Annotated in this window: 24 protein-coding genes and 1 other annotated feature; of the genes, 7 read left to right on the forward strand and 17 right to left on the reverse strand. The window is 42.1% G+C overall.

All coding sequences use genetic code 11. From position 1 onward, the window contains the following. Position 1: 1 nt before the first annotated feature. The 7 genes from ACN6MY_RS21575 to ACN6MY_RS21605 form a co-directional block, all read right to left on the reverse strand. Complete coding sequence (locus ACN6MY_RS21575) at positions 2-775, reverse strand: phosphotransferase (protein ID WP_419884247.1); 774 nt, start codon at positions 773-775, stop codon at positions 2-4. 429 nt (positions 776-1204) lie between these two features. Beyond that, positions 1205-2185: a diacylglycerol/lipid kinase family protein gene (locus ACN6MY_RS21580; RefSeq protein WP_419882002.1), complete on the reverse strand. Its 981-nt coding sequence runs from the start codon at positions 2183-2185 to the stop codon at positions 1205-1207. After that, on the reverse strand, positions 2166-3161 hold the full coding sequence (locus ACN6MY_RS21585; RefSeq protein WP_419882003.1) for an NERD domain-containing protein: 996 nt from the start codon (positions 3159-3161) through the stop codon (positions 2166-2168). The genes ACN6MY_RS21580 and ACN6MY_RS21585 overlap by 20 nt, the downstream gene beginning before the upstream one ends. Before the next feature lie 27 nt (positions 3162-3188). After that, a complete protein-coding gene (gene thpR, locus ACN6MY_RS21590) occupies positions 3189-3752 on the reverse strand; it encodes an RNA 2',3'-cyclic phosphodiesterase (protein ID WP_419882004.1) in 564 nt (187 codons plus the stop codon). Positions 3753-4061: 309 nt separating this feature from the next. After that, complete coding sequence (gene dat / locus ACN6MY_RS21595) at positions 4062-4919, reverse strand: D-amino-acid transaminase (protein WP_419882005.1); 858 nt, start codon at positions 4917-4919, stop codon at positions 4062-4064. 22 nt (positions 4920-4941) lie between these two features. Then, entirely contained in the window at positions 4942-6354 is a 1413-nt protein-coding gene (gene pepV, locus ACN6MY_RS21600) for a dipeptidase PepV (protein WP_419882006.1), read from the reverse strand. Positions 6355-6491: 137 nt separating this feature from the next. Continuing rightward, positions 6492-7739 carry a DUF445 domain-containing protein gene (locus ACN6MY_RS21605; protein WP_419882007.1) on the reverse strand — a complete coding sequence of 416 codons (1248 nt, stop codon included), beginning with the start codon at positions 7737-7739 and terminating at the stop codon, positions 6492-6494. Positions 7740-8253: 514 nt separating this feature from the next. Here ACN6MY_RS21605 and ACN6MY_RS21610 point away from each other — a divergent pair. Next, the gene (locus ACN6MY_RS21610; RefSeq protein ID WP_419882008.1) at positions 8254-8592 is read left to right on the forward strand and encodes a YmaF family protein; all 339 of its coding nucleotides are present in this window, start codon (positions 8254-8256) and stop codon (positions 8590-8592) included. Positions 8593-8775: 183 nt separating this feature from the next. On the opposite strand, the gene lepB is transcribed toward ACN6MY_RS21610, so the two are convergent. After that, positions 8776-9321, reverse strand: a complete 546-nt coding sequence (lepB, locus tag ACN6MY_RS21615; RefSeq protein WP_071350165.1) for a signal peptidase I — start codon at positions 9319-9321, stop codon at positions 8776-8778. 127 nt (positions 9322-9448) lie between these two features. Further along, entirely contained in the window at positions 9449-10765 is a 1317-nt protein-coding gene (locus ACN6MY_RS21620; RefSeq protein WP_419882009.1) for a M48 family metallopeptidase, read from the reverse strand. A 375-nt stretch (positions 10766-11140) separates the two neighbouring features. On the opposite strand from ACN6MY_RS21620, the gene ACN6MY_RS21625 reads away from it, so the two are divergent. Continuing rightward, on the forward strand, positions 11141-11362 hold the full coding sequence (locus tag ACN6MY_RS21625) for a DeoR family transcriptional regulator (RefSeq protein ID WP_083392038.1): 222 nt from the start codon (positions 11141-11143) through the stop codon (positions 11360-11362). Between the two features lie 118 nt (positions 11363-11480). Here ACN6MY_RS21625 and ACN6MY_RS21630 read toward each other — a convergent pair whose 3' ends face one another. Beyond that, a complete protein-coding gene (locus ACN6MY_RS21630) occupies positions 11481-12206 on the reverse strand; it encodes a pseudouridine synthase (protein WP_419882010.1) in 726 nt (241 codons plus the stop codon). A gap of 120 nt (positions 12207-12326) precedes the next feature. Beyond that, complete coding sequence (locus tag ACN6MY_RS21635) at positions 12327-13943, reverse strand: putative polysaccharide biosynthesis protein (RefSeq protein WP_419882011.1); 1617 nt, start codon at positions 13941-13943, stop codon at positions 12327-12329. A 558-nt stretch (positions 13944-14501) separates the two neighbouring features. Between ACN6MY_RS21635 and ACN6MY_RS21640 the strand changes: the two genes are divergently transcribed. Both ACN6MY_RS21640 and ACN6MY_RS21645 read left to right on the forward strand, forming a co-directional pair. Continuing rightward, the gene (locus tag ACN6MY_RS21640) at positions 14502-15785 is read left to right on the forward strand and encodes an NAD(P)/FAD-dependent oxidoreductase (RefSeq protein ID WP_419882012.1); all 1284 of its coding nucleotides are present in this window, start codon (positions 14502-14504) and stop codon (positions 15783-15785) included. 398 nt (positions 15786-16183) lie between these two features. Further along, entirely contained in the window at positions 16184-16753 is a 570-nt protein-coding gene (locus ACN6MY_RS21645) for a hypothetical protein (protein ID WP_419882013.1), read from the forward strand. A 172-nt stretch (positions 16754-16925) separates the two neighbouring features. Here the strand turns inward: ACN6MY_RS21645 and ACN6MY_RS21650 are convergent, their stop codons facing one another. From ACN6MY_RS21650 to ACN6MY_RS21670, 5 genes are all read right to left on the reverse strand, one after another. Then, a complete protein-coding gene (locus tag ACN6MY_RS21650) occupies positions 16926-17108 on the reverse strand; it encodes a sporulation protein Cse60 (protein WP_419882014.1) in 183 nt (60 codons plus the stop codon). Between the two features lie 68 nt (positions 17109-17176). Beyond that, on the reverse strand, positions 17177-17488 hold the full coding sequence (locus ACN6MY_RS21655) for a rhodanese-like domain-containing protein (RefSeq protein ID WP_071350169.1): 312 nt from the start codon (positions 17486-17488) through the stop codon (positions 17177-17179). 278 nt (positions 17489-17766) lie between these two features. After that, a complete protein-coding gene (gene leuS / locus ACN6MY_RS21660) occupies positions 17767-20178 on the reverse strand; it encodes a leucine--tRNA ligase (protein ID WP_419882015.1) in 2412 nt (803 codons plus the stop codon). A 62-nt stretch (positions 20179-20240) separates the two neighbouring features. Beyond that, positions 20241-20467: a binding site (T-box leader), on the reverse strand. Positions 20468-20603: 136 nt separating this feature from the next. Continuing rightward, positions 20604-21800 carry an MDR family MFS transporter gene (locus ACN6MY_RS21665; RefSeq protein WP_419882016.1) on the reverse strand — a complete coding sequence of 399 codons (1197 nt, stop codon included), beginning with the start codon at positions 21798-21800 and terminating at the stop codon, positions 20604-20606. 191 nt (positions 21801-21991) lie between these two features. After that, complete coding sequence (locus ACN6MY_RS21670) at positions 21992-22255, reverse strand: YtzC family protein (protein ID WP_419882017.1); 264 nt, start codon at positions 22253-22255, stop codon at positions 21992-21994. Positions 22256-22720: 465 nt separating this feature from the next. Between ACN6MY_RS21670 and ACN6MY_RS21675 the strand changes: the two genes are divergently transcribed. Together ACN6MY_RS21675 and ACN6MY_RS21680 are read left to right on the forward strand one after the other, a co-directional pair. Next, positions 22721-23686, forward strand: coding sequence for a TIGR01212 family radical SAM protein (locus tag ACN6MY_RS21675; RefSeq protein ID WP_419882018.1), 966 nt, complete (start codon positions 22721-22723; stop codon positions 23684-23686). Beyond that, positions 23683-24255 (forward strand): class I SAM-dependent methyltransferase, encoded by a 573-nt coding sequence (locus tag ACN6MY_RS21680; protein ID WP_419882019.1) that lies wholly within the window; start codon positions 23683-23685, stop codon positions 24253-24255. The genes ACN6MY_RS21675 and ACN6MY_RS21680 overlap by 4 nt, the downstream gene beginning before the upstream one ends. A 53-nt stretch (positions 24256-24308) precedes the next feature. Here ACN6MY_RS21680 and ACN6MY_RS21685 read toward each other — a convergent pair whose 3' ends face one another. Further along, positions 24309-25115, reverse strand: coding sequence for an alpha/beta hydrolase (locus ACN6MY_RS21685; protein ID WP_419882020.1), 807 nt, complete (start codon positions 25113-25115; stop codon positions 24309-24311). Positions 25116-25243: 128 nt separating this feature from the next. Between ACN6MY_RS21685 and ACN6MY_RS21690 the strand changes: the two genes are divergently transcribed. Then, a complete protein-coding gene (locus ACN6MY_RS21690; protein ID WP_419882021.1) occupies positions 25244-25765 on the forward strand; it encodes a gamma carbonic anhydrase family protein in 522 nt (173 codons plus the stop codon). Positions 25766-25861 lie beyond the last annotated feature (96 nt).

Below are 25861 nucleotides of genomic sequence, written 5' to 3' on the forward strand. Positions count from 1 at the left end.
TTTACAGAATAGTTTTCAGCTTGCTGATAACACGCTCCATTTCTTCCAGGCGATCTTTCGACTTATGCCATTGTATGGAAGCTATTGCCTGTGAAATCACATGCCATTTCATCCGGATTTCAAGCCCTGCATCAAGAGTCATGCCATAGCGTTCCAGCCAGGATTCCCAGTCATTTCTAGGAACATAAGAATAAAGCAGTGTGCCTAAGTCAATTGCTGGATCAGCTATCATAGCCCCATCCCAGTCAATCAGGTACAGTTCATCTGTTTCCGTATACAGCCAGTTGTTATGGTTAACGTCGCAATGGCAGACGACATTTTCATCGCATTCTATCAGCAGCAGATGACTGCGCAAAAAATCCATTCCCTGAACAACTTCAGGGATTTTTTTTATTTCATTATCCAAGCTGCATTCAATTTGCGAAAAAATGCTTTCAGGTCTTAAAGGAGATTTGCCCAGCCTTTTCAGCATGCTCAATAAAGGCTTGGACTTATGGATTTTCCGAAGCAGCTTTGCAACCTGCTCTTCATTCATTTCCTGATGGGAAAGCTCTCTTCCGTCTAACCAGTGCTGTGCTGTTATGACGTCCCCATTTTCCAGCCGCCGGGTCCATATCAGCTTAGGCACAATTCCTTCAGCGGACAGAACGGCTAAAAACGGTGAGGAATTGCGTTTAAGAAAAAGCTTTTGTTCATTATTAATAGCAATGAAGGCTTCTCCTGTAGCTCCTCCAGCAGGAAATATATCCCACTCCTGACCTAATAAATGTTCCAAATGGTTCACCTTCAATTTCCTCACTTTATAACCCCTGGTCTTAAAGAAACGGCGGAAGCGCCCCGGTTAACCAAAAGGCTGGACGCCTTGCCAAATACAAATATTTATTATAACAAATCAGCTTCTAAAATCGAAACCACACGATCAATCCGAATTATGCTCTGCCAAAACAGCAGTGAGCAAAAACAACTTTGGAAACTATGTATGGCTAAAATGGAATATAAAGTTTTTTAAAATAATGATAAAAATGAAAAAAGACAGCTATTTGGCAATAGGACAATAGCTATCATATAAAGTTTAGTTGAAAAGATGATTATACGTCAAGTAGTATAATTTGAAAATAACGTTTAAAATCAATAGTAAAATATACCTAAACGAGATAATAGCTGGTATTTCACGTTTATAAAAATTAAATTTCTTTATTGCTTCTTAATTCTTTTTCTGCACTTTTTTTACCAATACAGAAATTTGGTCAGAAGCAAGCGACACTGAAAGCTCTTTTGTGCCAATGATTTCTCCGTCTGCCTGAATAAGCGAGTCCTGCCCGGAGCGGATAGTAATCGTTTCCCCGGTAAATGATTCCACGTTTTTCAGCTTTACATGGCCGCCCCAAAATACGGTTATAAAAATAAAAAGCAGCTTTATATGGGAAAGATTATGAACAGCAAGAATGTTCAGCTTCCCGTCATAGGGAGAGGCATGGGGCGAAATTTTAATCCCTCCCCCAAAGTAAGGCTGATTGGCTGCCACTACAAACCACACCCGCCTGAAGGAATGATGTTTTCCATCTATAATTACTTCCATATCCGCTCTTTTATATGTAAATAACTTTTTTATAAAAGTGATAAGATAAATTAATTTCCCGGCATTCAGAGCATTGAACCGCTTCTTCCAGAGAGAATGCTCGGCTACATAAGTGATTTCAGCATCAAACCCAATACCAATGCTATTAACAAAAAAACCATGCTTGCTGCCAGATTCAAATACTCCTGCATCTATTCTGCAGGCCGGAAGCGCTGCACTCTCCAAAAGAAGCTTCATCACTTCTTTTGCACCTGCTGTCCGCTGTATCCCTCTAGAAAAGTCATTCCCGGATCCTGCAGGCACACAGCCAACCATTGCATGATCAAGGCCTGCTGCTGCATGGATAACTTCATGCAGAGTCCCGTCTCCGCCTACTGCAATTACCCATGTCTTTTCTTTGTTTTCCATCCATATCTTACGGGCAAGCTCAAGCGCATGGCCTTTTCTCTCTGTAAAGTAATAATGATAAGGAACTCCTTTTGCCTGCAGGATGCCCTCAACTTCCTCCCACACCTTCCGGCTTCCCTTATTCCGGGCCTCCGGGTTAATAATAAAGAAAACCGGCTTTAATAGATCTGTCCTAAGCTTAAGAGGTTGATTCATCATGTCCGGTCTCCTGCGGTTCCTGATTCCATTCTTGTCTTCTGCTGGAAGTTGTCTGGCAGTATTCAAGCAGGGCCTGGGCCGCCTTCAGCTGCTGATGCTTTAATGGTGTCTGCGAGCTTCTCATGCGCTTGAACCAATCAGGAAAGTGCCGTTTATCCAGCAGCTGTACATCAAAGGGAGACAGAGGATAATCAATGTACCCATTTCTTGAAAGAATAGCTTTTTTAACAGGAAGAGTAACCTCATAAAGTGATAGTATCCCAGATACAATCTGTTCCATCCGCTTTAAAGAAAGCATGGGATTCAGCACCTTTTTATCCGGATGAATATGATGCCTCTTCATCCAGAAGCGTTCATTGGACCCTTCAAAAGCGGCATCCTCTTCACCCTCAAGGAAAGAGAGGCACCAAACTTCAGTAGGGGTAATCAAAATGCATTCAGCCTCTACTGGCGCATTTTTCAATAGAAAGATAGGCTTATATAAAACAAGGCATGTATCCGGAAAACGCTGCAGAAAAAAACGAAGCTTTTCATCAAGGATGAAGCCTTGGTCGATGAAAGACTTTTCATAAAGGGTAGAACTCCCCCACTTCATCTGAAAACGGAGAAGCTGATTGAGAAATGTCTGCTTAAGCTCATCCAGGCTTTCTGGCCGTGCAGGAAGGTGAAGGGAAAACACATTGACGTTTTCTGGGGCAGTCCTTGCCTGTTCCACCACTTGTTCATCCTTCCTATCGTTTCTGGCGAACATGTTTTTCATTTTTGAGAGTATTCCTGACTTCTCAGAAAGGTACAGCTCGTCATCTTCATCAGAGTAGCCGGTTCCTCCATAATGCTTCTCAAGCTCGCCTGCAAGATAGGCAGCCTTCACCTTCTCCCATTGCTGCTGTTTCAGGCGTACGAATTGTATTGGGTATCGGTAAATATCTTGTTCATATCTCGAAATATAATCCTGTAATTTAATGAGCTGGCCCATAAGGTCACCACCCGTTCTTGTTATTCGCTAAATCAATTCTATTCTTACAATCGGCTCATAGGAAGGCATTTGTCCTATATGCGATTGGTAAAGTGTAATACCCGTTGCCCGAAAGCGGTGCTGTCTTTCTAAATTTGCCGTTTTATCAATCTTCTCCAAAGAAAAGGGTGAATCGCCAGCATATTTCCGTGCAATGGTAATGTGCGGCTTAAAGGGCTTTTTATCAAGCTGAAATCCTGCTTTCAGGCATGCCTGGAACACTTTCTGTTGAATAATAAGAAGGCGTTCCTTCCGTTCGACACCAGCCCAAAGAATCCTGGGTGCATGGCTTTGCCCAAATAGGCCGATTTCACTGATTTCCAGCTCAAATCCCTCTTCATTTTCGAGTTCCTCCCCAGCCAGCTGCAGGGCAAGATTTCTCCTTTCTTGCGGAGCATCGCCAAGAAAGGCCAGGGTAATATGATAATCATCTCTATGCAGCCACTTTTTAAATGCAAACTCCTCTTTGATACGGCTTGCCTGCTGGCTGATAAATGCTTTGGTTTCGTCCGGCAAAGATAACGCAAAGAAGAAATGATTTTGATAAGCCATGGTCTTTTCCCTTCCTTTTCCTTTTTTATTTTATCATAAACCAATCATGAACTCTTTATCCTCCCGGACAATACAGCCTTTTTCCTCAGCAAAGAAAAAAGTCCCCCTTCTCCCAGGTATCGAGGTGACAGGACAAAAAAATACCGTTCTTTTTCCATGCTGCAAAAACCCCCCTTAAAGCCGAAGCCCGTCTTCCTGAATCGGGCCTTAACATGCTAAAAGGAGGGTCTTTTTTGGGCTGTTTTCGTAAACGTTGCTGCTATGGAATAAGATGGCTAATTACTGCACCCAGAATTCAAGCCTGTGTAATCAGCGTGCAAGCGAGCCGCACTGCCTTTCAATTTCTTCTTCAAAAAGCTGCTGCAGTTTTGCGGTTATCTTGCCTATTTTTCCGCTGCCGATTGCTTTGCCGTCAATTTCCGCGACAGGGGCAACCTCAATTGTTGTTCCAGTAAGGAATACTTCATCAGCATTCAGCAGTTCGTCTAGTGTAAATGGCTTCTCTTCAAAAGGAATTCCATTTTCCTTGCATAGCTTCAGCATAACCTGGCGTGAAATTCCATTTAATATGAAATTATCGGAAGGGTGCGTCAAGACCGTACCATTGCTTACAATGGAGACATTCGAGGAGCTTCCTTCTGTCACTCTTCCGCTGCGATGCAGGATCGCTTCAAAACAGCCGGATTCGGATGCCTTTTGTTTAGCAAGGATGTTGCCGAGCAGATTTAAGCTTTTAATATCACATCGCAGCCAGCGGATATCATCTTCTGTTAAGGCCTTTACGCCAGCAGCTGCCTTGCCTTTATATTCAACGTTTTTTGTATTAGCGATATAAACCGGGTTTGTTTCAGGACCAGGAAAGGCATGGTTTCTTGGCGAAACTCCTCTGGTGAATTGCATATACAATGTACCAAACTCTATACCATCTTCTTTGATAAGCCGGTTTAGCTGTTCCTCCATCTCAGAAACTGTATAAGGAACAGAAATTCTGATTTTTTTGGCGCTATCAAGAAGGCGTGTTAGATGCTCTTCTGCAGCAAACATAGTTCCATTATAAATCCTGATTACTTCGTAGATTCCATCCCCAAACTGATATCCGCGGTCATCCACATCAAGCCTGATTTCTTTCCGTTCCTTGATTTCCCCGTTTAAAATCATTTTCCCCATCGCAATGCTTCCCCCTTTTACATTACTTTGCTAGTTCATAAATGGCATGAGCATAAATTGCCGCTGCTTTTAACATGTCTTCAATATCAATGTATTCGTCCTTTTGGTGGGCAATATCCTCGCTTCCCGGAAATAAAGGGCCAAATGCCACTCCTTCTTTTAAAGAGCGTGCATAGGTGCCTCCGCCAATGGAAAATAAGTCTGCTTTTTCTCCCGTTTCCTGTTCATACACCTTTTGCAGCGTTTGAACCAGGAAGCTGTCACTCTCCACATGATGCGGAACGGAGTTTGAAAGTGTTTCAGTATACAGATTAAGCCCTTTTAGCAATTCATCCAGCTTTTGCTTTCCTTCTTCCCATTTATAGGTAACAGGATAGCGCATAGTAAAGCCGATTTGGCCGCCTTCAAGTATATTGTAGGACAATTTTCCGGCATTCATTGTCAGGTCCCCGGTAATATCATCAGAAAATGCAATGCCAAGTTTGTTTCCGCGTGAGTCTCCGAAAAGGTATTCCTTCACGAAAGTAAAATATTCCTTCGCATGCTGCGGGATTTCCAAATCTGCTAAAAAGGACGCCAGATGCAGTCCTGCATTTACGCCATTATTGGGCTCCATGCCATGTGCGGAAACTCCTTCAAGCTCCAATACCGCAATATCCTCTTCAAAGGCTGCTTTTCCTTTTAGAGAGTTTTTGCTTAAGTATTGATTAAACTTTTTAGTGATTTCAACGGCATGTTCTCCCCTTAGTCTTGCGAATGCATGGTCAGGCACCATATTCATTCTGCGTCCTGACGAAAATTCAATCAATTCTGCCCCAGCGTGTTTTTCCTCAGCAAGTGCTGGCTTTTGCTTAATATAAAAATCCCAGATTCCTTTTTCGGCATTTATAATCGGAAAATCCGCATCAGGCGCAAAACCGAGAGTCGGCATTTCTTCTGTCTGGAAATACCGGTCCACACATCTCCATTGTGATTCCTCATCCGTCCCGATAATCATCCTGACACGCTTATTTAAAGGAAGGCCCAGTTCTTTAACCACTTTCATGGCATAATAAGCGGCCATTGTCGGCCCTTTGTCATCGATGGCCCCCCGGGCAAATAGTTTGCCGTCCCTTACTTCTCCTCCAAAGGGATCGGAGCTCCATCCGTCACCCTCTGGTACAACATCAACATGGCAAAGAATGCCTACAAGCTCTTCTCCCTGTCCCATTTCGATGTGGCCTGCCACGTTATCCGTGTTTTTTACCGCAAAACCGTCTTTCTCTCCCAATTGAAGCATATAATCGAGGGCTTCTCTAACGCCCTGCCCGAATGGAGCCTCTGGCAAGGGATTTTCCTCATCCAGTACACTTTTGATTTTCAGCAGGTTTTGCGCATCTGCCAATAATTCGATTTTTCTTCTTTCAATTTCACTTCTCCAGTTAATTTCAGCCATATATTAACACTCCCTATTTTTTATTCTTTCATTATTAAATAGAATCTTTTAATCTTTTCTGTTCATTGCTGCAGATGACCGGACATAACGCACCAGGCAGCAATTGGCCAAATACATCCTTCAGCAGAGGAGGGCATTTAAAAAATCAATTTAAATCCGGCTAAAAGAAGGCCTATGATAAATCCGCAGATGGCTCCATTTACACGAATCCATTGCAAATCTTTCCCGACATTGTTTTCTATCATATCAATCAAGGTTTTATCATCAAGCTTATCAAGGTTTTCCTTAACGAGCTTCCCTATCTTATTATGATTGGCTTCTATCGCCGCGACAATTTGTTTTTGAACCCAAAGCTCAATTTTATTCATTGTTTCAGGATTATTCTTCAATGAGTTGATTCCGTTTTGAATAACAGGAAGCACATACGTTTCAATTGTTTCTGTTTTTTCGGCGAATGCAAGGAGTTTATCCTGGATGCCTGCAAGCAAATCTGTAATGGGCCCTTCAGCAGAAATGCCGCTGACTGCCGATTTCTTCCAAATTTCCAGCTTGTCGAGCACGTCTTCATTGGAACTGATTTTAATTAAGTTTGCTCGGATGGCGGCAAGGATTTTCACCCTGTTTGGATGTTCTTTTTGAAGAATATTGTAGATCTCATTAAGAGCAAACTCCTGGACCACCCGTCCAATTTTCTCTTCATCGAGCATGCTAAGAACGGACTTGACAGCTATTTTCATAAATCCTTCCCACTCTTTATTTTGAAGGGCAGTCATAATCACATGACCCATCTGATACTTGGAGGATTCCTTTTCAGTCCATTTCGCGACAGAATGCAGGGTATAATCAAGCACTTTTTCATCTGCCTTATTGCCAATGATTGTGTTCGCCAAAAATTCAACGGCAGGCTTTAAATCGAAATCAGCTGCATAACTCTTCAATTCCTTTTCTATCAGCGGTGCTATTTTCTCAGGGCTTATTTTTTTAACCACAGTAATCAGGAATGATTGAAGAGCCTTTTTCACTGTGCTTGTATAAAGCTGCTTTTCTGTAATGCCGATTGCTTTTTCAGTCAAGCTGATGCCTGAAAGCTTATTGATGATGCTTTCCTTTGTAAGCCAATCATTTTCAATCAGACTGATCAGCTTACTGATAATCGTTTTTCTGTTTTTTGGCAGTAATGCTGTATGAGGGATTGGCAGTCCAAATGGCCTCCTGAATAAAGCTGTTACTGCAAACCAGTCGGCAAGTCCCCCGACGAGGCCAGCTTCAAAACCGCTTTGGGCAATTCGCCCGATCAGCGAGCCTTCTGCGGGGATTGTCCCAATAAAGCCCGCACCCATTACTGCGAGCGAAATTCCTGCTAAATACTTGGATTGTAATGACATGATCTTCTCCATTTCCAGTTATACGCCCTTCTATCAAAAAAGGCGTTTTTTATCCATTTTTCATTATTTATAACATGTGCTCTATATCTTCGCAAATATCCGTTGCAGAGCTGATCGCATCCGCTAGGACCAATCATGCATACAGGCAGTACCCAATCCTTCTGCCCGTTCATACAGGATAATTGTCTTTACCCTGATTTTATCAAAGAAAGCCAGCAATAGCGAAAGAGATGGGAATTTTAACTTGAAGTTTTGAGGAAAAAAGAGGAGATCTGGAAAAAACGGGGATAGAAACCCGGCCGTCACGCACTTAATATGACAAGCTAACGCCAGCCGGGAATTTCCATGATTATAAATTGTGAAACGCTTTCCATGTCAAGGCAAATGGGTGTTAAAATATTTTGCCGCATCAGTCCTTCTGAACAGCCGGGAGATTTCACTGCCAATAAAAGGGGATAAATCAGGCGAAAATTCATATATTTTATAAAAAAGATTGAAAGAGAGGCACTTTACAATGAAAAATATAAGTAAAGATGACTTTGTATCAGGTTTTGTCCCGCACCATAATCACGGTTCGGTGGATTATACTTCAATGAGTGACGGACATGTTCACCAGTGCCTTGATATTACGTCCCCTCCTATACAATCAGAGGAAGGCGGCCACTATCATTTCACTGAAGGATATGTCTTATTTGAAGACGGCCACAATCATTATTATAAAGCATACTCCGGGCCTGCCATTCCTGTTGGAAATGGAATGCACGTTCATTATTACGATTTTTATACAACTGAGGCAAATCATCACCGTCATCATGTCAAGGGAGTGGACCAGCCAGCACCGGGCACTAAATAAATACAAAAATCAAAACAAAAGGCTGTTTTCGTAAACTATGCAGCTATGGAACAAGGGGCTGATTTCCGCTCCAGGAAGCTCGCTCCAATCAACCTCATTTAATAATGAGATCGCCTCACAAACTCACTTTTAAGATAAGAGCCAAACAGAAAGACGCCGGGTTCTCCCCGGCGTCTTCTTAGTTTAGTTTACAGTTTTAATTTCTTTAATTGGCCAATACACAAGGCCCGCCTTGCCGACTATTTTATCCACGGATATCGTGCCGATTTCACGGCTGTCCATGCTGTTTTGGCGGTTATCCCCCATCACAAAAAGCTGGCCTTTCGGAACTGTGGTGCTGCCTGTAACATCTTCAAGGCTAAAATCTGCCGTTAACGGCTCGCCTGACATCTGTTTCTTATATTTATCAAGATATGGCTCTTTGTATTTCTTCCCGTTCACATAAAGGGTGTCATTTCGGTATTCGATATGATCACCAGGCAGTCCGATTACCCTCTTGATAAAGTCCTTTTCCTTGGTTGCATGAAAAACGACTATATCAAACCGGCTGATATCATTGATCTTAGTTCCGAACTTATTAAGTACGATACGCTCATGGTCCTGCAATGTAGGCATCATGGATTCTCCATCCACTACAATAGGAGCAAAAATATAGGTTCTGATGACAAAAGCCAAAATTACTGCAATAGCAAGTGCTTTAACCCATGAAAAAATCTCTTTACTCTTCATTCAAGCCCCTCTTTTTCCTGTTTTTTTTCAAAATTTATTATATCACAGATTATGCCTTGGGCCAGAATATAATATACCGGCGTATTCAAGAGAAACATGTCTGGCTGCAAAAAAAGATAGCCTGCTCCTAAATATCGCTTTGTTTTTTTATATGGCTATTTTTCCTTGATAACAAGCTCTGCAGCTGTTCATTTTCATTATCAACAGCGTAGTCATATGCGGTGAGTCCTTCTGTGTCTTCATAGGAAGGATCCGCACCTGCCTGAATCAGCAAGGCTGCCATTACAGATGAATCATTGAAAACAGCATTAATAAGCGGGGTGTCTTTCCATGAGTCTCTTGTATTCACATTTGCGCCATGTTTTAAAAGAAACTTAGCTGCCTCCGCACTATCATTACTTACAGCCCACTGAAGAGCAGTAGAGCCTTCATTGTCTTTTGCCTCCAAATTTGCACCGCCTGCAAGAAGCACTCCCAATTTTTCTATATCATTAGAAGAGGCAGCCTCCATAAGGGGGGTGCTTCCTTGAACTTGGCCTGCCTCATCTAAAAAGGTATCCAGCACACCCGATTTAACAGTCCATGTTCCAATGCCAACAGCGGCCGCTATAATCAAAATGCCTATAATTGATGCAGCAGCCAGGCCCAGAGCTAATGATTTTTTCTTTTCTTTCACTAACGGCTTTTGTTCCGGATCGAGCCAGTTATCAAGAGAATTTATCCGTTTTGGCAAATCTGGATGAGTGGAAAGCTTTTCACTCATCCAGGCGAAAAATCCGGACTCTTCCCGAATTTGTTCAATATATGCTTCTTTATTAACTTGCGGAGCCAGTTTCTTCCCTATTGCAAGCATGGCCAAAGCTTCCTTAGACGCTTCGGAATTATTCACATAAAAAGCTGCATAGCGGTCACAGGTATATTCACAAGCCCTTAAATAAGCTTCACCTAGCAGCGGCACAAACATAGATGGAAGTAATATCGTATGCACTAAAACATGGCGCCGCTTTAAATGGGCAAATTCATGTGCGAGAACAAAAAGCAGCTGATCCTCCCTCTCATCTGACAAATCAAATATCTCCGAGTAAATGACCACCATATTCTTCCCGAAGAAACGCGATGCGAAGGCATTTAAAATACCTGATGATTCCATCACATAAATAGATGGAATCACGGCCAGCTCCATTTCAGCAGCCAGTATTTCCGCCTTTTCATAGATATGCGGAAATTGATTTTTGCTGACCCTTACACCATTCCGGCGGATGGATGCCATGGACAGCGAGTGGGCAAGAAAAGAAAAAATCATTATTATCAAGCTGATGGCAATGCCAATCACAGAGAAGAATAACAAAATGTAACTAATAATGCCGATGAATGCAGTAATTGCAAAATAGAGGTTTTCTTTATTGTGCACAAGACGGTTCCTGAGCGCTTCTCTTCCTATCAATCTATAAGTCCTCCTGATTTCTTTTGAAAAATAATTCCATAAATTTAACAGAACAAGTAAATTATACACAATTTCACATTTTAAACCTATATGTATATTTTTCCTTTTTGAGGTATTAAAAACCATATATACCTACATATAGTTATAGTCCCAATTAAAAAATTTAATATTTCGTTAATTTAATGCAAACTTGTAGAATTTCCATTTATAAAGAGGTAAAATATAGGCAAATGACATCTTGTCTTTTTATAAAATGTTTCATAGGAGGTCCAAAGTGGTATAGCAAGTACATAGCGGCTGCTGAAATGCTGCCCTGAATATCGGTTGTGTTTTCATTCGTCCCACGAACAATGAAAAAGAATAGGGAGTGATTTTTTGAAACCTTCAACAAATCGCATGTTAACCCGTATTAAATCCGTTTATATGTTTATCAGTAATAACGGTACGGTTTCTACTCAAGAACTTGTAGAAGAATTTGGCATCACTCCTCGAACGGTACAGCGCGATTTAAATGTGTTAGCCTATAACGACTTAGTCAAAAGCCCAAGCCGAGGCTTATGGACCATCACTAACAAGAGGGTAAAGGTGTCATCTTAGCGTTACACAGCCTGCAGCATGCAGGTTCACAGATATAAAAAAAGACAAAACATATAAATAGAACGAGGCCGGCTAAGGAGTCCGCCTCGTTTTTTTGCGATGATCAGAAATTTTTTTTTTAATCTTCAGGATTGTAGCCGGATTTAAGTTCTTCGATTTCTTCGTTGGTCAATTCCCTGTATTCCCCGAGTTCCAGCTCCTCATCAAGCTGCAGGCTGCCCATGGAAATTCTCTTTAGATAAACGACCTTTTTGCCGACTGCCTCAAACATTCTTTTTACCTGATGAAATTTCCCTTCGGTAATTGTTAATTCGATATCAGAAGTCAGTCCTGATTTCAAAATGTTCAATTCACCGGGCTTTGTCACGTATCCCTCATCAAATTCAACACCATCGCGAAAAGCTTTTGTATCTTGTTCAGTAACCTTTCCTTCAATGACTGCAAAATAGGTTTTCGGCACATGCTTCTTTGGAGAAAGCAGCTGATGTGCAAGCGATCCATCATTTGTAAGAAGCAAAAGCCCTTCCGTATCCTTATCCAGCCTTCCAACTGGAAATGGTTCAAATATCTGATCTTCAGGCTGGAGAATATCAATTACTGTCTCCTGGTATTTATCTTCTGTAGCCGATAAAACCCCCTGAGGTTTATTCATCATCAGGTAGATAAATTCCCTGTATTGCACTTCTTCTCCATGAACAGTTACTACATCCGCATCGGGTTCCACCTGCTCCTTTGAACTTTTGATGACTGTTTCATTCACTTTGACTGCACCGGATTTCAGCAGCTTTTTCACATCTTTCCTGCTGCCTAATCCTGCATTGGACAGTAGCTTATCGATTCTCATAGTATCCCCCTTAATAAATGCGGTTCCTCTTTTAAAAGGCCCTGCCACTTAAAAACGGCAAGGCCTTGTCAAACAAAAATATCTTTTCCCGATATTTTCCTATAGTAAACACAAGATGCATTAAAATTTAAGCCGGAGCTTCTGCTGGAGCCTTTCGATTCTCCTGCCAAAAAGCTGAATGGCAAGGCCGCTCTTTACTGAAAGAATAAAGTACACAATGGCACCTAATCCTGCACAAATGACCGTAAAGAGAACAGACTGCATTCTATCTTCAGGATTAAGGACAGGCGCCAGGAGCCATTCCGCCCCCCCGACAACTAAAGCCATTCCTGCAGTGAATGCTGCCATAAGCAAAGTCCTTTGAATGACCATTCTATATTTGTAGCCTGTAAAATAAGTAATGATATACATATTAATCAGACAAGCTGCCAGATATCCGATTGTTGTCGCATAAATGGAGCCTTCTGTATGAAACATTTCTATCATTGGAATGTTTAGGGCTAATTTAATCAGTATTCCTGTCAGCAGGCTGAGCACAGTAAACTTTTGCTGATTGATTCCCTGCAAAACAGCTGCAGTAACTGAGAAAAGGGCGAATAGTATCGCTGCTGGCGCATAAGTCTCGAGCACACTGACTCCTAGCGCATCATAACCGTAAAAAGCCGTATAAACAGGTTTGGCCAAAATGGACATCCCGATGACTGCAGGCAATGTCAAAAACATTAAAATCTGAAAGGCCTGATTCAACTGGTTGCTGAAGGTGTCCATCCTATTTTCAATAAACGCTTTTGTAACGGTCGGAACAATGCTCATCGCAAAGGCCGTTGCAAGGGTCATAGGAATAATGACCAGTTTCTGTGCTGAAAAATTCAGGATTCCTAGTGCATTTCCTGACATTTTCGCCTGGCCGATATTGGCCATAGCCCTATTAAAGGTTAATGTATCCACCCATTGAAACAGCGGCATTGCAATACCGACAAAAACAAAAGGAATAGACGATATAAGTATTTCTTTATAAATCTGCGGCAAGGATATTTGCACAGCACCCTTATCCTTCACCAGAAGATCAGCAATGTCGCCTTTTCTTTTTTTCCAGTACCAGAGAAGAACAGCCAGGCTTCCTACAGCTCCTGCAGTTGCTGCAAAGGTGGCAATGCTGATGGCGGTGACAAGACTTCCATGCATCACCTTAATCACAATAAATACTCCACCGAGAAGCACAATGATCCTGACTGCCTGCTCCACTACTTGTGAGACGGCTGTGGGGCCCATGGACTGATGGCCCTGAAAATATCCCCTGATCAGGCTCATGAACGGTACGAGAATCAAGGCAAAGCTCACCGCCCTCATGACCGTCGTTATATCTTCTACAGTAAAGTTCTGGCTTTTACTGACAGTCACAAAACTGGCGATTGATGGAGAAGATATGTACATAAGAACAAATGCAGCAAATCCAGTGACCATCATGATTTTCAGACCCGATTTAAATAGCCTTTGGCCAACTGCATATTCCTCAAGTGCATTATATTTGGAAACAAATTTTGAAACAGCCAGAGGCAGCCCTCCAGTTGCCAGGCTGATGAATAAAGTGTACGGAATGTATGCATATTGATAAAGTTCAGAACCTTTTGCGCCTACAAGCGCTTCAAAAGGAATTACATAAAACAATCCAATTAATTTGGAGAGCACCATCCCAAAAGTCAAAATAAAAGTTCCTCTTAAAAGCTTTGATGACATTTAATCCCTTCCTGCCTATGTTCAGTTAACGTTTTCACACGCTCTTAATACTACCACACATACTTTTGACGCTTTTTGAATACCACTATGCAGCGGCCATTAAAACTAAAAACAGTTTACTCTTTCCGCTTCCCATTTACAATGAGGAAACCATTTCCTTTTCCTAGATGCAAGGCACCATCAAGAAGTTTAGCAAAAGAAATACACCGCAACAAGAAATAACCATCTGCCATAACATTCCAGACACACCGAGAAACTTTTACTTCCATATAAAGAATGCTTTATAATAAAAAAAGCGCAAGCGCTTGGTCAGAGGATCAAAGACTAAAAACGCCGCGTCCTGCGGCAACGTCTTTGTGACCCCCGTCCAGGGGGCCCAAGCAAATAGGGATATGGCCTTGGAAGGCGCTCTTTGCCTTCAATTCTGATGTGACTTATGGTCTCGAGAGGCTAAGCGCTGGAGCTGGATTCATAAAAAGCGCAAGCGCTTGGTCAGCTTGCGAAGCTGGATTCAGAAAGTAAACCATTACACGAAAAAGACAAGAAGCGGTGATAGAGATGAAATATGATGTAATAGTTATTGGCGGCGGGCCGTCAGGATTAATGGCTGCCATTGCTGCCGGTGAAAAGGGATTAAAAGTCCTTTTGGCAGACAAAGGAGAAAAATTGGGCAGAAAGCTTGCCATATCCGGCGGCGGGCGATGCAATGTTACAAATCGCCTTTCCATTGATGAAATTATAAAGCACATACCAGGAAATGGACGCTTTTTATATAGTGCGTTTTCTGTATTTAATAATGAAGATATTATTGTTTTTTTTGAAAAGCTAGGAATTCAGCTGAAGGAAGAAGATCATGGCCGGATGTTTCCTGTAAACAATAAGGCACAAAGCGTTGTAGATGCCCTGATTTCAAAGCTGAAAGAATTGCATGTCAATATTTTCACTAATTCCCCTGTTGCAGATGTAGAGTATGAAAACGGCAGGACTGCAGGAGTAAGATTCAAGGATGGCCAGTATTTTACTGCAGATGCAATCGTGATAGCAGTCGGCGGCAAATCTGTGCCGCATACCGGCTCGACAGGCGACGGGTATGCCTGGGCGAAAAAGGCGGGCCACAGTATAACTGATTTATTTCCAACAGAAGTCCCCATAACAAGTGATGAGGAATTCATCAAGAATAAAACTCTCCAGGGGCTCTCTTTAAGGGATGCAGACTTAAGTGTCCTAAACCCTAAGGGAAAAAGCCTTATTACACATAAAATGGATATGATATTCACCCATTTTGGCATCTCAGGGCCCGCCGTACTGCGCTGCAGCCAATTTGTTGTAAAAGCCATGAAGAAGTGGAACCTTTCCCGTGTCACCATGATGCTTGATGCTTTGCCTGACAAAAACAAAGAGGAATTATTTCAGGACATCATGAAAGAAGTAAAGGCCGAGCCCAAAAAAGCCATTAAAAACGCACTCAAGGGTTTGCTGCCTGAGCGTTATCTGCATTTCCTACTTGAAAAAAGCGAGATCGGCCTTCAGGAACAGGGAGGAACGATTTCACACGAAAAACTAAGGGCCTTTGCTTCTCTATGCAAGGATTTCCGTTTTACCGTCAACGGGACACAGCCGCTTGAAAAGGCATTTGTAACAGGCGGCGGTGTTTCAGTAAAAGAAATCCACCCAAAGGAAATGGCATCAAAATTCATGGACGGGCTGTATTTTTGCGGTGAAATTCTCGATATTCACGGATACACCGGCGGCTATAATATTACCTCAGCACTTGTGACCGGAAGGCTTGCCGGACAGAATGCCGCATTATACAGCAAGGCCCAAAAAAAGAATTCACACTGATTGCTGCACAGCATAGAAAAAGAGGCATCCAATAATGGTAACGGGTTCTCTTGATGGGGACAAAACAATCAAATAGCACTTAAAATCGCAGACCTATTCGCAAAATCGGATAGGTCATTTTTTATTGATATGAAGCCATTTACACAATTTTAGCAGCAAAAATAACACAAATTTCAGCACAAAAAAATACTTGTACAATAGCTATTGTACAGTGGTATTTCGTGTGATTTTGTTTACGATTTTATAGTCCAAAAGGTATGCTGTTTTTACTTAGTTAGAGAAAGTTTATTTTGCAATAAATACAGCCAAAGGAAGTTGAGGAAAGAAACATTTTCCGAAAATATGGAAGTGTTATGATAAAATTTATGTGTAGGTTGGATAAAAAAGGGGGATGCAAAATGAAACGATTTATAATGCTCTCAGGCTTAATATTGCTTTTTACTCTTTTAACAGCTTGCTCGTCTAAATCATCTTTAGAACTTGTAAAATCAAAAGTTGATATTGCTAATGATAAAAGCAAAGTTGGTGCAATAGGTATAACAGAAGGTGATAAGAAAGGGCAGGAACTTGTACCAACGGCGTTATATTATGAGTTTGAAATCAAAAATAATGGTAATAAAAAAATAGGAGGAATTGGTGATAAGGGGTTACAAGTAAAAATTGAACCAAATGATAAATTAGTAGCTATCTCCAAAGAAACAGTTGGTTTTAATTTTTTTGAACCCTCTTCATATAATGAAACGGGTGTAGGATACGGAGCTTCTTTTGATGGGGAAATCCTTCCTAATAAAAACGGGAAATATATTTTAACTTTCGATTTGGGTGTAAGCGAAGAAAACCCACAAGTTCCTTTAAGAGTTCCATCAAAAGAAAAGCTAAATAAACTTAAGGATAATGCTTTAGATGCTTCTCTAATAGTAACTTTAGATGGTAAAGAAATAACTCGTTTTAACTTAAAAAAGGAATAGTTAAAATTGTGCTATTTAATTTGATGAAAAACAAATAAAAACAGTAAAGCATCGGTGCTAAAACCGATGCTTTTTTAGGTGTTAAATTATTGTTATTTTGTATGTTTTTATAACTTTTGTCCCCCAGAAGAGAACCCGTTACAATAATGGATAGCCTCTTTTCTTACTTACTTTATTTTTTGTAAATAACCATGGCGCTGAAGCAGTAGATCTGTTCCTCTTCTTCCTCGCCAGTGGCAGCGACATTGTATTTGATATCCACAATTTGATCATCACGGATATTCTTTAGAAACACATTCATTTCTGATTCCAGATCTTTTTCATGCTCATAATCAAATAGCTTTACTTGGATCAATGCCTCTCCCCTGCCTTTTTTTAAACAGGGTTCCCATCATTCAGTAAAAATATACCTGAAAAAGGCAATTATTTAACAATGACTTCTCCGTCCCAATTCATCATTCCGCCAGTCATGTTCCGGACTTTAAATCCTTGGTCATGCATATAGTGGCAGACATTTATGCTGCGGCGTCCAGAGCGGCAAATAAAAATATATTCTTTATTTTTATCAAAATAATCCAGATTATCAGGAATAGTATTCATTCTGATATGCTTGGCACCTTCAATCATGCCGAATTGAACTTCATCATCTTCCCGAACATCTACAAGTTCAAGATTTTCCCCGGCTTCTATCTTCTTTTGCAGTTCTTCTGTGGTAATTTCTTTGATTTCTTCCATTTGTGCACCTCTTTAACAATTATTTTATTTGCATCCGGCTGTCAGGCAGTAAAACCCATCTCAAGCCGGGGATTACTGCACGAAAAAGCCCGGCTGACTCTGCTGCTGCCACCAGTGGAGGATTATTTTCCAAACTGATGCGATTTCCTTCATTATAACAGTTTTTTTAGAATCTTTCTAAGTGCTGCGTACCGTACCTTACGGCTGTTGTAGTTACAAGCCGTGATTTTGCAACAAGCAAACACCCCCAAATTATGGAGGTGTCTGATGTTATACTATTAGTTCGCTACTATGTTTACAAGCTTGCCAGGAACGGCAATTACTTTGCGGACCGTTTTCCCATCGATTTGTTCTTTGATTGCATCGTCGCCCATTGCGATTTCTTCCAATTTTTCTTTCGATGTATCAACAGGTACCATTAATTTCGTTTTCACTTTTCCGTTTACCTGAAGAACGATCTCAATTTCATCGTCGGCAAGCTTTGCTTCATCATAAGCAGGCCATGCTTCATATGTGATGGTGCCTGTATGTCCAAGCATTTCCCATAGCTCTTCAGCAATATGAGGAGCGACAGGTGATAGCATCTTCACAAATCCTTCAACATATGCTTTTGGCAGAACATCTGCTTTATAAGCGTCATTAATGAATACCATTAATTGTGAAATAGCTGTATTGAATTTCAATTCCTCATAATTCTCGGTTACTTTTTTAACAGTCTGATGATACACTTTTTCAAGCTTTCCATCATCTTTTCCTGAAATTTTTGTTGATAATGTTCCGTTTTCCTCTACCAATAAACGCCAAACACGGTCAAGGAAGCGGCGTGAACCATCTAACCCATTTGTCGACCATGCAATCGAAGCATCAAGAGGACCCATGAACATTTCGTACATCCGAAGCGTATCTGCACCATGGCTGTTTACGATGTCATCCGGATTCACGACATTCCCTTTTGACTTACTCATTTTTTCGTTGTTGGAGCCTAAAATCATTCCCTGGTTGAATAGCTTCTGGAATGGTTCTTTTGTAGGCACAACACCGATGTCGTATAAGAATTTATGCCAAAAACGTGCATACAGCAAATGAAGAACGGCATGCTCGGCACCGCCGATATACATATCCACGGGAAGCCATTCTTTTAATTTTTCAGGATCAGCGATCGCTTCCGTATTATGAGGATCGATATAACGAAGGAAGTACCAGCTGCTTCCTGCCCATTGAGGCATTGTGTTCGTTTCACGGCGTCCTTTTCTTCCGTTTTCATCCGTAACATTTACCCAGCCCGTAATATTAGCAAGCGGAGATTCCCCCGTGCCGGATGGTTTGATTTCCGCTGTTTCTGGAAGGATGACAGGAAGATCCTTTTCAGCAACCGCCTCAACGGCTCCGTCTTCCCAATGAATAATCGGGATAGGCTCTCCCCAATAACGCTGGCGGCTGAAAAGCCAATCGCGCAGGCGGTAGGTTACCTTCTTTTCACCGATTCCTTTTTCTTGAAGCCAGCTGATCATTTTTTGGATTGCACTTTCTTTATCCATGCCATCCAAAAATCCGGAGTTAACATGCTTTCCGTCTCCGGTATAAGCTTCCTCTTCAACATTTCCTCCAAACACAACCTCTTTGACCGGCAAATCAAACTTCTTCGCGAATTCGTAATCACGCTCATCATGGGCTGGTACAGCCATGATGGCTCCGGTTCCATAGCTCATTAACACATAATCCGCAATCCAGATTGGCATTTTTTCTCCATTGACCGGGTTGATGGCATAAGCGCCTGTAAATGCGCCGGTTTTTTCTTTGGATAGCTCAGTCCGTTCAAGATCGCTTTTATTTTTCACTTCCTGAATGTAAGCCTCAACTGCTGCCTTTTGGCCATCTGCCGTTATTTTTTCAACAAAAGGATGCTCTGGTGAAAGCACTGCATATGTCGCTCCAAACAATGTATCTGGTCGAGTAGTGAAGACTGTAAATGTTTCTGCATGACCTTCAATCGCAAATGTCACTTCTGCTCCCTCTGAACGGCCGATCCAGTTTCTTTGCATATCCTTTATATTTTCAGGCCAAGCCACTTCATCAAGATCATCAATTAAGCGATCGGCATATGCTGTAATGCGAAGCACCCATTGCTTCATTGGGCGGCGTTCTACCGGATGCCCGCCGCGTTCGCTTTTTCCGTCGATAACTTCTTCATTCGCCAGTACTGTCCCTAGTGCAGGACACCAGTTAACAGCTACTTCGTCAATATAGGCAAGGCCCTTTTCATAAAGCTTTGTAAAAATCCATTGGGTCCATTTATAGTAATCAGGTGAAGTTGTGTTAATTTCCCTGTCCCAATCATACGAAAATCCAAGTGACTGGATCTGGCGGCGGAATGTATTGACATTATGCTCCGTAAACCCTGCTGGATGGTTTCCTGTATCAAGTGCATATTGCTCTGCAGGAAGGCCGAATGCATCCCAGCCCATAGGATGCAGCACTTTATATCCCTGCATTCTTTTTAGGCGGGCAAGAATATCGCTTGCCGTATAGCTGACAGGATGCCCTACATGGAGACCTGCTCCGGACGGGTAGGGAAACATATCAAGAGAATAGAATTTCCGTTTTCCCTTTTCTTCATTTGTCAAAAAGGTCTTATGGTCCTGCCAATAATTTTGCCATTTTTTTTCGATTTTGCGATGGTTAAAACTCATAGATTTTTCCTCCTAAAATAAGCATACAGTTCATAAAACATAAAAAATCCCCTCATCCCTCAAAAAGGGACGAGAGGATTATGTATGATCTTCCCGCGGTACCACCCACATTGGCGAAATAAAACTCGCCCAGCTTAAATTCCTTAACGCGGATAAACGCCAAACACTAATAAATGCTTCATGCCTGGAACTCCAAGGCGAGTTCACGATCTCTCCTGATTGGCTTGCACCATCCGCCAACTCTCTATAACAGGTTCTAACCGCTACTGCTCCTTATCATAGTTCTTCATTTTTATTTAATTATATAGGTATTCTAGTAAATTTCTGCAAGAAAAGCAAGAGCAGGTATTTAAGATTATAAACAGTTTTTCTTTATATATTCAGAAATTAAGGAAATGTTTGCCCTTTTTCTTCAAAAATAACTGTCAAAGATCTGAAACTACCTGATTATTTTCTTCTGCCTTCTTTAAGACACGTTCATACATAAATATAGTAATGATGGCAATGACGAATGAAATTGTAAAAATGCTGAACATCATATTCATGCCATGTGTATCGACCAGAAAACCGCCAAGAAGCGGGCCGACCATTCTACCGGCAGTTGCCGTTGAATTGACGATGCCCTGATAAAATCCTTCCCTTCCCTTTACGGCCAAGTCATTGGCCACAGCAGGAACTGCAGGCCAGACAAACATTTCACCAATCGTCAAAATCACCATCGCAGTTAAAAAACCGGAAAAATCATGCGCATTTGCCGCGACTGTAAACGAAATGATAAAAATGAGCATTCCAGCAACAAGCTGTATTTTAAGCGTTTTGGCAAACCATTTAATCAGGACTTTGATGACCGGCTGCGCAAGAACGATAATCGATCCGTTTATTGCCCAGAATAAACTGTATTGCTTTAGTGATAAGCCAATTTGCTGAGTATAGTCAGCAATGGTGGATTGCCACTGCACATATCCGATCCAGCACAAGAAGTACCCGACGCAAAGAACGGATAAAGCAAGAATTTTTTTGCTATGCTTAACAGGTACGCTTTCATTCAAAACAGAAGTCTGTACGGCAGCATCACCTTCAATCCCCCGAAACCCGAACACAGCCAGCAGGAGAAATGCCAGATACATAATCGCATTCGCAGCAAATATGTACTGAAACGAGTACGATGCAATAATTCCGCCCAATGCTGATCCAAGTGCCACACCAAGATTTTGGGCAACATATATGGCATTGAAAGATTTCCTTCCGCCCTCTTTCCAGACAGAGCCAGCCATCGCGAAAATGGCCGGAAAAATAATTCCTGTCCCGAATCCTGACAGTGTTAGAAAGATTGTATATGATACTAATTCGTGATTGGCTACCATGCCGATTGAGGAGGCAAAGGTAATGAACACTCCAGCCAGCACACTTTTATAGCCGCCTGCCTTATCAAAAAGATAACCGCCGCAAAGGTTGCCGAAAACGCTGGCAAGGGAATTTGCCATTAATACAAGCCCTGCTGCAGATAATGATTCCCCTAGATATTTATGAAGATAAATTGTATTTAAAGGCCACAGAAATGATGAAGCAGTTACATTCAAGGCCATTCCGATAATTAAAAGCCATAATGATCGAGGCATCATTAACCTCCTTCTATGTGTAAGTTTCTTTTTGAGCCCACATTATTCTATTGCTTTTTTAGAACGGCTGCAATACTTTTTTATGTCTTTTCCGTGAAGTTAGAGTTTCTGCCTTTTTTTGAAAATATAAAATTTAACGCACAAAAAAGACACTGGAAATGAAAAATTCCTCAGTGCCTTTTTGCAATGCTTTTTTAATGGCTAAGCAGAATCATGTTATTTTGCATCTGCTGAAGCTGAAGCCTCATTCTGTGCAGCTGCTCTCTCTGCTGATGATTGCAGCTTTCCCACATCCGGTCCACATCATTTAATGCTTCCTGTAGCAGGCCTTGTGAATCTGTATATACTAAATCTCCGTAATGCTCCTGTTTAGCGCCTTCCCTGTACTGTTCAAGGCCGCTTCTGAGAGCAGCTTCACATTGCTGCAGGCAATCCTCGATCGATTGTCTTGTCGCCATCCATATCCTCTCCCCAGGTAGCTTGTATGATGAAATCATCATCCCTCCTAGTTTCTGCTAACACCGCCCGTAATATCTCATACAAGAAAAACCAATTTCAAACTGCATCCCCCGTCCGCACAAGCCAGTGGAAAAAAAAACGAAAATTTGAGATGATACATATAGTGCGCAAGCGCCTGTTCAGCCCCGACCTGCATAAGACGCATCAGAATAGAAGGCGCTCTTTGCCTTCAATTCTGATGTGGCTTATGACCTCGAGGGGCTAGGCGCTGGAGCTGGATTAACAAAAAGCGCAAGCGCCTGAATAGCAGATCAAAGACTAAGAACGCCGCGTCCTGCGGCAACGTCTTTGTGACCCCCGTCCAGGGGGCCTCCGACCTGCATAAGACGGCATCAGAATAGAAGGCGTGCAGTAAAAAGAAACAATATAACCAAGGCAAAGCCAAGGTTTGGGAGGTTTTTGATATGTCCGGGAGTAACCCGTTTATATATGCTTCAGATGATAAGAGGTATCATACGTGGAATTACCACCTCAGACAGGAGTTCGGCCACAAGGTTTTCAAGGTGGCGCTTGATGGCGGGTTTGACTGTCCAAACCGTGATGGTACAGTGGCACATGGCGGCTGCACCTTCTGCAGTGCGGCTGGATCTGGTGATTTTGCCGGAAACAGGGCAGAAGATCTTGAAGTCCAATTCAAAAAAATCAGCGAGAAGATGCACGATAAGTGGAAGGATGGCAAGTATATGGCCTACTTCCAGGCATTTACGAACACTCATGCTCCTCTTGAAGAATTAAAGGAAAAATATGAGCTTGTTCTTAAACAGGAAGGTGTGGTTGGCCTATCCATTGCCACAAGGCCGGACTGCCTTCCTGATGATGTTGTTGAGTATCTTGCCGAACTGAATCAGCGCACATATCTATGGGTGGAGCTCGGGCTTCAGACCGTGCATGAAAAAACAGCAGAGCTGATTAACCGCGCCCATGATTTTGAATGCTATAAAACAGGGGTAAGCAAGCTGAGAAAGCATGGAATCCGGGTGTGCACCCATATCATCAACGGCCTTCCGCAAGAGTCGGCAGAAATGATGATGGAAACAGCACGTGAAGCAGCAAAACTAGATGTTCAGGGCATTAAAATTCATCTTCTGCATCTTCTAAAGGGTACGCCAATGATAAAGCAATATGAAAAAGGACTGCTCGAATTTTTATCTTTTGATGATTATATAAGCCTTGTTGCAGATCAGCTTGAAATCATCCCGCCCGAAATGATCATCCACAGAATTACAGGCGACGGTCCCATCGAACTGATGGTTGGCCCAATGTGGAGCCTTAACAAGTGGAAGGTGTTAAACGCAATAGACGCAGAGCTTAAAAGACGGGACAGCTGGCAGGGTAAATTTCACAAACAGGTTCTTGAGGCGCAGCCATGAAACTGAAAAAAAACCTGCCGTTTGCACAATCATTGCTCCAAACGGCCATTGCGCCTGGTGACATCGCAATCGACGGTACTGCCGGCAATGGCCATGACACCGTCTACCTTGCAGGGCTCACAGGAAAAGATGGACATGTTTACGGATTTGATATTCAAAAAGAAGCAATTGAACATACCTCAAAGAAACTTGCCGATGCCAATCTGGATCATCAATGCACACTTTTCCAGACAGGGCATCAGCATATCACCGCCAATATTCCCAAAAAGCACTTCGGCAAAATCACTGGAGCAATTTTTAATTTAGGCTATCTGCCAGGCGGCGATAAAACGATTGTAACCATGGCATCGACAACCATTCCGGCCATTAAACAGCTGCTTGATATCATGGCCCCTGAAGGAATCATTGTTTTGGTCATTTATCACGGCCATCCCGGGGGAGCACGGGAGAAAGAGGAAATCCTGGAGTTTGCAGCCGGCCTGGATCAGCAAAAAGCCCATGTCCTGCAATACAGTTTTATCAACCAGGTGAACAGCCCGCCATTTGTTATAGCCATCGAAAAAAGATAAAAAGGTTTGCCAGCCCGGATCAGGGCAGGCAAACCTTTTTAATTGGATGTACATTACTGCATAATATAACCTAGTGCCCTTAGTCTGTTCTCCACAAACCCAAGGGCATATCGGAACACATCTTCTCTTTCAGGCTCATTAAATATTTCATGATACAGGCCCGGCCATTCTTTAAACTGCTTTTCGCTGCAAAGATTGTAATTGAACCACTCACGCACAAGGCGCTTGTCCACAATTTTATCATCTCCGCCCTGCATGACAAGAAGGGGAAGATCCTCAAATTCAGGAATTTCTTCAAACGCTTCTTTCATTGCGTTAAGCAGTTCCCTATACCAGCGGACAGAAACCTTCGTTACAAAAAGAGAATCATTAAGATCAGATTCTTTGATATCATCATTTCTAGTTGCTAACTCGGGTGTAAGCCCTGCATCTATTCTTAATTTAGGAAATGTAATATTAAGCCCTCGGGAGAGAGCATTCATAAGCTTTGAAGGATGCAATGCCAGACCGAGACATGGAGATGACAGGATTACACCGGCAAGATCCAGCTCTTCCTCCTGCAGCAGGCGGATTGCAACAAGGCCGCCCATACTATGTCCAAGCAAAAATACCGGCAGGGAATAACTATATGCTTCCTCAATCCAGCCTCTTACTTCATATAAATATTGGTCAAAGGATTCAATATGCCCCCGAAAGGCTCTGGTCGTCATGCCCTGGCCCGGAAGATCTCCCATGATTACATGGTATCCTGATGACCTCCACATCTGAGACAGCCATTTATAGCGCCCATGATGCTCCATTGCACCATGGATCATGACAATTACACCTTTGGCGCTGCCTTCAGCCTCCCATTTCCACATACAGAAAATCCTCCTTAAAATATCTATTCTAGTTGTATTATTGCTTCAATTGCAGAATGTAATGATAACATTTGATATTATATAATCATACATAAAAAACACTCGCTTCGGAAAGGATTTGATTCTTCATGACTATTTACCCATACAAAGGAAAGATACCCGAGATTCATGAAAGCGTTTATCTTGCGGATTACTCAATCATAACCGGAGATGTGAAAATCGGAGAGGAAACGTCCATCTGGTTCAACACGGTCATCCGCGGGGATGTGGCTCCGACAGTCATAGGCAAAAAGGTCAGTATCCAGGACAACAGCGTTCTGCATCAAAGTCCAGGAAATCCACTTATCATTGAAGATGAAGTGACAGTCGGACATCAGGTTACTTTGCACAGCTGTATACTCCGCAGAGGCTCGCTCATCGGGATGGGCTCCATCGTGCTGGACGGAGCGGAAGTCGGCGAAGGTGCATTCATTGGGGCAGGCAGCCTGGTGCCTCAAGGAAAAACCATTCCTCCTAACATGCTCGCTTTTGGCAGGCCCGCTAAAGTGATCCGGGAATTAACAGAAGAAGATAAAAAAGATATGGAGCGGATTGTCCGGGAATATGCAGAAAAAGGACAGTATTATAAGCATGCTGAAGCCATCGAATAAACATTTTATTATTATTCTTAATACTGGCATAAAATAATCTGACTTTTAAAAGTTAATCTCCCATGAGTTCTGTGAGGCAATCCCAAGTTTACGGAA

It is taken from the genome of Peribacillus sp. B-H-3 (assembly GCF_048572925.1).
Classification (GTDB): domain Bacteria; phylum Bacillota; class Bacilli; order Bacillales; family DSM-1321; genus Peribacillus.

Excerpts from the sequence above, each read along its gene's own strand:
- ACN6MY_RS21580 (WP_419882002.1), bottom strand. The coding sequence starts at position 2,185 with ATGATGAATCAACCTCTTAAGCTTAGGACAGATCTATTAAAGCCGGTT.
- ACN6MY_RS21585 (WP_419882003.1), bottom strand. The coding sequence starts at position 3,161 with ATGGGCCAGCTCATTAAATTACAGGATTATATTTCGAGATATGAACAA.
- thpR (WP_419882004.1), bottom strand. The coding sequence starts at position 3,752 with ATGGCTTATCAAAATCATTTCTTCTTTGCGTTATCTTTGCCGGACGAA.
- dat (WP_419882005.1), bottom strand. The coding sequence starts at position 4,919 with ATGGGGAAAATGATTTTAAACGGGGAAATCAAGGAACGGAAAGAAATC.
- pepV (WP_419882006.1), bottom strand. The coding sequence starts at position 6,354 with ATGGCTGAAATTAACTGGAGAAGTGAAATTGAAAGAAGAAAAATCGAA.
- ACN6MY_RS21605 (WP_419882007.1), bottom strand. The coding sequence starts at position 7,739 with ATGTCATTACAATCCAAGTATTTAGCAGGAATTTCGCTCGCAGTAATG.
- ACN6MY_RS21610 (WP_419882008.1), top strand. The coding sequence starts at position 8,254 with ATGAAAAATATAAGTAAAGATGACTTTGTATCAGGTTTTGTCCCGCAC.
- lepB (WP_071350165.1), bottom strand. The coding sequence starts at position 9,321 with ATGAAGAGTAAAGAGATTTTTTCATGGGTTAAAGCACTTGCTATTGCA.
- ACN6MY_RS21630 (WP_419882010.1), bottom strand. The coding sequence starts at position 12,206 with ATGAGAATCGATAAGCTACTGTCCAATGCAGGATTAGGCAGCAGGAAA.
- ACN6MY_RS21635 (WP_419882011.1), bottom strand. The coding sequence starts at position 13,943 with ATGTCATCAAAGCTTTTAAGAGGAACTTTTATTTTGACTTTTGGGATG.
- ACN6MY_RS21640 (WP_419882012.1), top strand. The coding sequence starts at position 14,502 with ATGAAATATGATGTAATAGTTATTGGCGGCGGGCCGTCAGGATTAATG.
- ACN6MY_RS21645 (WP_419882013.1), top strand. The coding sequence starts at position 16,184 with ATGAAACGATTTATAATGCTCTCAGGCTTAATATTGCTTTTTACTCTT.
- ACN6MY_RS21655 (WP_071350169.1), bottom strand. The coding sequence starts at position 17,488 with ATGGAAGAAATCAAAGAAATTACCACAGAAGAACTGCAAAAGAAGATA.
- leuS (WP_419882015.1), bottom strand. The coding sequence starts at position 20,178 with ATGAGTTTTAACCATCGCAAAATCGAAAAAAAATGGCAAAATTATTGG.
- ACN6MY_RS21665 (WP_419882016.1), bottom strand. The coding sequence starts at position 21,800 with ATGATGCCTCGATCATTATGGCTTTTAATTATCGGAATGGCCTTGAAT.
- ACN6MY_RS21670 (WP_419882017.1), bottom strand. The coding sequence starts at position 22,255 with ATGGCGACAAGACAATCGATCGAGGATTGCCTGCAGCAATGTGAAGCT.
- ACN6MY_RS21675 (WP_419882018.1), top strand. The coding sequence starts at position 22,721 with ATGTCCGGGAGTAACCCGTTTATATATGCTTCAGATGATAAGAGGTAT.
- ACN6MY_RS21680 (WP_419882019.1), top strand. The coding sequence starts at position 23,683 with ATGAAACTGAAAAAAAACCTGCCGTTTGCACAATCATTGCTCCAAACG.
- ACN6MY_RS21685 (WP_419882020.1), bottom strand. The coding sequence starts at position 25,115 with ATGTGGAAATGGGAGGCTGAAGGCAGCGCCAAAGGTGTAATTGTCATG.
- ACN6MY_RS21690 (WP_419882021.1), top strand. The coding sequence starts at position 25,244 with ATGACTATTTACCCATACAAAGGAAAGATACCCGAGATTCATGAAAGC.